We start from the raw sequence: 4,339 nt of genomic DNA on the forward strand, positions 1-4,339 counted from the left end.
GGGCTGGCCTGGCTGCAGCGTCTGGCGGTGATCTGGGTGGGTGGCGCGCCGCTGCCGCCGGCCCTGGCTCAGAAGGCCCGCCAGGCCGGTCTGCGGCTGGCCCCCTGCTACGGCGCCACCGAGACCGCCGCCATGGTCGCCGCCCTGGATCCCGAAGCGTTCCTGGCCGGCGCGGTGGGCTGCGGCCCGCCCTTGGAGGGGGTGGAGCTGCATCTGGCGGCGCAGCAGGGCGCCCTGGAGGTGCGCTGCTGCAGGCTCAGCCCCGGTTATCTGGGCGAGGGCGTGCTGCAGCCGCTGCCGCTGGCACCGGGGGGCTGGTGGCGCAGCGGCGATGCCGCCCGACTGGGCGGGGCTGGCCTGCAGGTGCTGGGGCGGCTGGATGGCGCCATCCACAGCGGCGGCGAAACGGTGTTTCCCGAACAGCTGGAGGGGAGGTKGCGGGGCCTTGCAGCCAGCAAGGCCCTGCCGCTGGGGGAGGTGCTGCTGCTGGCGGTGGACGATCCGCTCTGGGGCCAGCGCCTGGTGGCCCTGGTGCGGGCTCAGCCCGCGGCGCATGGCCCTGCCCTGCTGGCCCAGCTGCAGGCCGCCGTGGCCGCCTGGCCCCCTGCCGAACGGCCTCGAACCTGGCAGCTCTGCCCCACGCTGGCACCCACGGCCCTGGGCAAGTGGCCCCGGGCCCGTTGGCAGCGTTGGCTCGAATCGCTAGAAGCGGGGGACGACCCCATCGCCTGTCACCCCCGTAATGACCACCCTGAGTGATGCCGAGCTGAGCAACAAGAAACTGGCTGCGGGCCTCACCGGGATCTTCCTGGGGGCCTTTGGCGTGCACAAGTTCATCCTTGGCTACACCAAGGCGGGCATCATCATGCTCGTGGTGTCCCTGGCCGGGGGCGTGGTCACCTGTGGCATCGCCAGTTTCGTGATGGGGGTGATCGGGCTGATCGAGGGGATCCTCTACCTCACCAAGACCAACGAGGAGTTCCAGGTCACCTACATCGATGCCGTCAAGGACTGGTTCTGATGGCGGCTCCAGCCAAACCGGCCCGGCGCTTCAGCGGGCTGATCCTGCTGGCTGCGGCCGGCATCAGCGTTGGGGCCTTCGGCTCCATTCCCCAGGACGGCTCCCTGCACCTCCTCGCCGTGCTGGCCAGCCTGCTGCCCCTGCAGCTGGCCGCTCTGTACTGGGCTACAGCGGCTGCACCCCCCCCAGGCTCGAGGCCTCCAGCCAGCGATTGAGCGCCGCCGGCAAGGGGCAGCGCCGGCGGCTTGTTGTTTCGATCGCCACGTGGCAGGTGAGCCCCCGGGCCACGGAATCGCCCTTGCAGCAGAAGCTGTAACCCACCTCGAAGCGGCCTGGATCGAGCCGTCGCGGCTTCAGGGCGATCGCCAGCCCATCGCCGCACACCAGGGGACGCAGGAAATCGGCCCGGCAGTGCACGATCGGCAGGGCCACGGCCAGGGAGCTGCCGGGGGTGGGGAACACCTCCGCCGCCGCCAGGCCAAAGCGCTCCAGGCTCTGTTCATAGGCCTCATGGCACCAGCCCAGCAGGCGCTGGAAGTGCATCACCCCGGCGGCGTCGGTGTCCCCGAAGCGCACAGTGCGGCTGAGCTGCAACCATTTGGAGGGTTCCATGACGCCGGGCGGTGGTCACCCCAGCGTTTTAGTCCCGCCAGGGGTTCGTACAGTCGCCACAGTGCGCCTCCAAGCCCTTGGCTTCCCCCGCCGCCACCGAACAGCCCACCCTGATCCGGGCCTGGGAAGCCTTCCTGGCCCATGTGCCCACGATGCTGCTGATCTGGGTGGCCACGGCTGTGATCAGTGGGGTGGGGGTGGCGATCTATCTGATCGTCAACCTGATCGTGTTCGCTGCGGCCGGCGGCGAGGACATGTCCGATGCCGCTGCCAGTGTGGCGCTGGTCGTGGGCCAGCTGGGTCAGCTGCCCTTCTCGATCCTCTCAAGCCTGGTGGGCGTGCTGTTCACCGCCGTCCCGGCCATCCACTACGCCACGGGAGACACCATCGGCATCGAGGCGGCGTTCCAGGCCCTGTGGGCACGCCCCTGGCGCTATCTGCTGGCGGGTGTGCTGTTCACCGTTGCCGTGGTGATCGGCCTGCTGCTGTGCGTCTTGCCGGGGATTGCCGTGGCCCTGGTGGGGCCTGTGTACATCAACAAGGTGTTCAACACCGACCTGCCGGTGCTCGATGCCCTGCGCACTTCGTTTCAGGCCGTCTACCGCTCCCAGCGGGGCTGGGAATTCGTGGGGATCGAGATCCTCACGGGCCTGGTCGTCGGCGTTGTGTCCGTGGCCACCTGCGGCCTGGGCGCCCTGGTGGCGGTTCCCGTCTCCAGCTTCTACATCCAGAACGTGGCCTATCACCGGGGTGTGCTGAGCTGAGGGGGNCGCCTCATGGGCTGGGGAAGGCAGGGATCCCCAGGCGGTAGTGCAGCACCATCCGCACCCCCCAGTAGCTCAGCAGCAGGGCGATGCCGGCGCCCCCCTGCCAGGGTCTGAGCCTGAGGCCGCCAGGCCAGAGCCGTCGGTGCCGGATCGCCTGCAGCGACCACACCAGCAGGGCTCCGGCCACGAGCGGTCCGAAGGCATGCTGCGCCAGGGCCTCCGACCAGTTCCCCTGCAGGCTGGAGCTGGTGGCGCGGGTGAGAAAGCAGCTGGGGCAAGGAAGTCCCGTGAGGGCTCGTAGCGGGCAGGGCCAACCCGGTAGGGAGGGATGCAGGCCCTTGAACCAGAGGTAGCCGGTGAGGCCGGCGGGCAGGAGAAAACCGGCCCGTTGCAGTTGGCTCAGGAAGCGGCGGCGCGGGCTTCGGGACGCTCCGAGTTCAGCGATCGACCGATCCCATGATCACGTCGATGGAGCCGAGGATGGCCATGATGTCGGCCACCTTGGCGCCCTTGAGGATGTGGGGCAGGATCTGCAGGTTGTTCTGGTCGGCGGCGCGGATCTTGAAGCGCCAGGGGGTGACGTCGTCGTTGCCCTGGATGAACACGCCGATCTCGCCCTTGCCCGATTCCAGCCGGGTGTAGAGCTCGCCGGAGGGAATCTTGAAGGTGGGAGCCACCTTCTTGGCCACGTACTGGTAGTCGAAGCCGCTGGCCTCGCCACCCTTGCCCTCGGCCATGCGCCTGGCCTCCAGGTTTTCGGTGGGGCCGCCGGGGATCATGGCGCAGGCCTGGCGCAGGATCTTCAGCGACTCGCGCATCTCCTGCACCCGCACCCGGTAGCGCGCGAAGCAGTCACCCTCCTGGGCCGTCACCACCGACCAGTCGAAATCGTCGTAGCACTCGTAGTGATCCACCTTGCGGAGATCCCAGGGCACGCCGGAAGCCCTCAGCATCGGCCCCGAGAGGCTCCAGTTGATCGCCTGCTCACGCGTGATCGCCCCCAGCCCCTCGATGCGCTTGCGGAAGATCGGGTTGTTGGTGATCAGTTTCTCGTATTCGTCGATCTTGGGGCCGAACCAGTCGCAGAAGTCGAGGCACTTCTCCAGCCAGCCGTAGGGCAGATCGGCGGCCACTCCGCCGATGCGGAAGTAGTTGTTGTTGATCAGCCGCTGGCCGGTGGCCGCTTCCCAGAGGTCGTAGATCATCTCCCGCTCGCGGAAGATGTAGAAGAACGGTGTCTGGGCGCCCACATCAGCCAGGAAGGGGCCAAGCCAGAGCAGGTGGTTGGCGATGCGGTTGAGCTCCAGCATCAGCACCCGGATGTAGCTGGCGCGCCGGGGCACCGGCACATTGGCCAGCCGCTCGGGAGCGTTGACCACGATCGCCTCGTAGAACATGCCGGCCGCATAGTCCATGCGGCTCACGTAGGGCACGAACATCACATTCGTGCGGTTTTCGGCGATCTTCTCCATGCCGCGGTGCAGGTAGCCGATCACCGGCTCGCAGTCCACCACGTCCTCGCCGTCGAGGGTCACCACCAGCCGCAACACCCCGTGCATCGAAGGGTGATGGGGGCCGAAGTTGACCACCATCGGCTCCGTGCGCGTTTCCAGCTGCGTCATGGGGCCGTGGGGGCGGAGGAAGAGTGTCGGGATCTTAGGAAGGTTTGGCGCCCCGCTTTGTTCCCCTGCCACCTGAGCTGCCCCCCGATCCGCCCGGGTTTGAGCACCGGCCCGTGCTGGCGGCAGAGGTGCTGGCGGGGTTCGAGCCCCTGGGGGAGCTGCTGGGGCAGCATCCCGGTGGTGGCCTGCTGATCGACTGCACCCTTGGCGGCGGTGGCCACAGCGCGCTGCTGCTGGAGGCCCATCCAGGCCTGCGCCTGACCGGGCTGGACCAGGACCCGAGCGCCCGCGCCGCCGCCGCCGAGCGCCTCGCCCCC

General features: G+C 68.7%; 8 protein-coding genes. 5 read left to right on the forward strand and 3 right to left on the reverse strand.

The window, feature by feature from the left end:
- The 3 genes from IQ216_RS11925 to IQ216_RS11935 all read left to right on the forward strand — a co-directional run.
- Positions 1-759: AMP-binding protein (locus IQ216_RS11925; RefSeq protein ID WP_193815626.1), on the forward strand; the 759-nt coding region annotated here is incomplete at its 5' end.
- Entirely contained in the window at positions 743-1,021 is a 279-nt protein-coding gene (locus tag IQ216_RS11930; RefSeq protein WP_193815627.1) for a TM2 domain-containing protein, read from the forward strand. The genes IQ216_RS11925 and IQ216_RS11930, both read left to right, overlap by 17 nt.
- Positions 1,021-1,236 (forward strand): hypothetical protein, encoded by a 216-nt coding sequence (locus IQ216_RS11935; protein ID WP_186698314.1) that lies wholly within the window; start codon positions 1,021-1,023, stop codon positions 1,234-1,236. The genes IQ216_RS11930 and IQ216_RS11935 overlap by 1 nt, the downstream gene beginning before the upstream one ends.
- On the opposite strand, the gene IQ216_RS11940 is transcribed toward IQ216_RS11935, so the two are convergent.
- Positions 1,187-1,633, reverse strand: a complete 447-nt coding sequence (locus tag IQ216_RS11940) for a thioesterase family protein (RefSeq protein ID WP_193815628.1) — start codon at positions 1,631-1,633, stop codon at positions 1,187-1,189. The two genes, IQ216_RS11935 and IQ216_RS11940, sit on opposite strands and share 50 nt — an antisense overlap.
- Positions 1,634-1,710: 77 nt before the next feature.
- Here IQ216_RS11940 and IQ216_RS11945 point away from each other — a divergent pair, with 77 nt between their 5' ends.
- Positions 1,711-2,397: a hypothetical protein gene (locus IQ216_RS11945; protein ID WP_193815629.1), complete on the forward strand. Its 687-nt coding sequence runs from the start codon at positions 1,711-1,713 to the stop codon at positions 2,395-2,397.
- A gap of 10 nt (positions 2,398-2,407) precedes the next feature.
- Here IQ216_RS11945 and IQ216_RS11950 read toward each other — a convergent pair whose 3' ends face one another.
- Both IQ216_RS11950 and IQ216_RS11955 read right to left on the reverse strand, forming a co-directional pair.
- A complete protein-coding gene (locus IQ216_RS11950) occupies positions 2,408-2,845 on the reverse strand; it encodes a DUF2752 domain-containing protein (RefSeq protein ID WP_370566737.1) in 438 nt (145 codons plus the stop codon).
- Entirely contained in the window at positions 2,838-4,022 is a 1,185-nt protein-coding gene (locus IQ216_RS11955) for an NAD(P)H-quinone oxidoreductase subunit H (RefSeq protein ID WP_186698320.1), read from the reverse strand. Before IQ216_RS11955 ends, IQ216_RS11950 begins: the two co-directional genes overlap by 8 nt.
- 44 nt (positions 4,023-4,066) lie before the next feature.
- Between IQ216_RS11955 and mraW the strand changes: the two genes are divergently transcribed.
- Positions 4,067-4,339: 16S rRNA (cytosine(1402)-N(4))-methyltransferase (gene mraW, locus IQ216_RS11960; protein WP_228007451.1), on the forward strand; the 273-nt coding region annotated here is incomplete at its 3' end.

The sequence above is a fragment of the Cyanobium sp. LEGE 06143 genome, from assembly GCF_015207535.1.
Classification (GTDB): Bacteria; Cyanobacteriota; Cyanobacteriia; order PCC-6307; family Cyanobiaceae; genus NIES-981.